The organism is Streptomyces sp. NRRL F-5727 (genome assembly GCF_000719555.1).
In the GTDB taxonomy this organism is placed as follows: domain Bacteria; phylum Actinomycetota; class Actinomycetes; order Streptomycetales; family Streptomycetaceae; genus Streptomyces.
On sequence record NZ_JOGX01000131.1, the window covers coordinates 1 to 2,075 of the forward strand.

Annotated in this window: 1 protein-coding gene; it reads left to right on the forward strand. The window is 74.8% G+C overall.

Going from position 1 to position 2,075, the window contains the following annotated elements:
* Window positions 1–142: 142 nt before the first annotated feature.
* Window positions 143–2,075, forward strand: a 1,933-nt coding sequence (locus IF73_RS0136940) for a DNA polymerase III subunit gamma and tau (protein WP_031015868.1), incomplete at its 3' end; no start/stop codon positions are given.

Consider the following 2,075-nt stretch of genomic DNA (forward strand, 5'->3'; position numbering starts at 1 on the left):
GGGAGCGGGGAGCGGGGAGCGGGGAGCGGGGAGCGGGGAACGGAGAGCGGGGTCGGGGTCGGGACTGCCGCGGGGTTGGGGCGGACTCCGGCCCACGGGTTGTTTTCCCGGGTTGTCGGCGGGCGCCTATAACCTCGTATACGTGTCGTCTCTCGCGCTGTACCGCCGCTATCGCCCCGAGTCCTTCGCCGAGGTCATCGGGCAGGAGCATGTCACCGACCCGTTGCAGCAGGCCCTGCGGAACAACCGGGTCAATCACGCGTACCTGTTCAGCGGACCCCGTGGCTGCGGCAAGACGACCAGCGCGCGGATCCTGGCCCGCTGTCTCAACTGTGAGCAGGGGCCCACGCCCACGCCGTGCGGCGAGTGCCAGTCCTGCCGGGACCTGGCGCGGAACGGGCCGGGGTCGATCGACGTCATCGAGATCGACGCCGCCTCGCACGGTGGTGTGGACGACGCCCGTGACCTGCGCGAGAAGGCGTTCTTCGGGCCCGCCTCCAGCCGGTACAAGATCTACATCATCGACGAGGCCCACATGGTCACCTCGGCGGGCTTCAACGCCCTGCTGAAGGTGGTCGAGGAGCCGCCGGAGCACCTCAAGTTCATCTTCGCGACGACCGAGCCCGAGAAGGTCATCGGGACCATCCGGTCGCGCACCCACCACTACCCCTTCCGGCTCGTGCCGCCCGGGACGCTCCGGGAGTATCTCGGTGACGTGTGCGGGCGGGAGGGCATTCCCGTCGAGGACGGGGTGCTGCCGCTCGTCGTGCGCGCCGGCGCCGGGTCCGTGCGTGACTCGATGTCCGTGATGGACCAGCTGCTCGCCGGTGCCGGCGAGGCCGGTGTGACGTACGCCATGGCGACCTCGCTCCTCGGTTACACGGACGGCTCGCTGCTCGACTCCGTCGTCGACGCGTTCGCGTCGGGGGACGGCGCCGCCGCCTTCGAGGTCGTCGACCGGGTCATCGAGGGCGGGAACGACCCCCGGCGGTTCGTCGCCGATCTGCTGGAGCGGCTGCGGGACCTGGTGATCCTGGCCGCCGTGCCCGACGCCGCCGAGAAGGGGCTCATCGACGCGCCCACCGACGTCGTGGAGCGGATGCAGGCGCAGGCGTCGGTGTTCGGCGCCGCCGAGCTGAGCCGCGCCGCCGACCTCGTCAACGAGGGGCTGACGGAGATGCGCGGCGCCACCTCGCCGCGCCTCCAGCTGGAGCTGATCTGCGCGCGCGTGCTGCTGCCCGCCGCCTTCGACGACGAGCGGTCGCTGCTCGCGCGCCTCGACCGGCTGGAGCGCGGCGCCGCCGCCGCGCCGCAGGCCGCCGCCGCCCCCGTCTTCACATCGGCCCCGCCCACCGCGCCGCCGATGGGCTACGTCCCCGGCCCCGAGGCCCACACGCCGATGGCCCCGCCGCCGCCCGCGCAGCAGGCCGCCCCCGTACAGCCCCAGCCCCATCCGCAGCCGCAGGCTCAGGCGCAGCCGGCGGCGCCGTCCGACGCCGCGCGGCCGGGGGCCTGGCCCGGGGCCGCGCGCCCGGGCGGCTGGCCGACCGGCGCGCCCGCGCCCGCCCCCGTACAGGCACCCGCACCCCAGCCGCAGCCGCAGGCGCAGCCCGTCGGGCAGGCGCCGGCCGGGGACATGGCGGCCGGTGCCGCCCAGGTGCGGAACATGTGGCCGTCCATCCTCGAAGCGGTCAAGAACCGGCGCCGCTTCACCTGGATCCTGCTCAGCCAGAACGCGCAGGTGGCCGGGTTCGACGGCACCACGCTCCAGCTCGGCTTCCTCAACGCCGGCGCGCGGGACAACTTCGCGAGCAGCGGCAGCGAGGACGTCCTCAAGGCCGCGCTCGCCGAGCAGTTCAACGTGCACTGGAAGGTCGAGGCGATCGTCGACCCGTCGGGCGGCTCCGCGCCCCCGCCCGGCGCCGGCAGCTCCGGGGGGAACTTCTCCGGCGGCGGCGGCGGTGGTGGCTTCGGCGGCGGTGGCGGTGGCTTCGGAGGAGGCGGTGGCTTCGGCGGTGGTGGCCGGCCTGCCGCCCCGCCCGCGCCGGCCCCCGCCGCCGCGCCCGCCCCCGTAC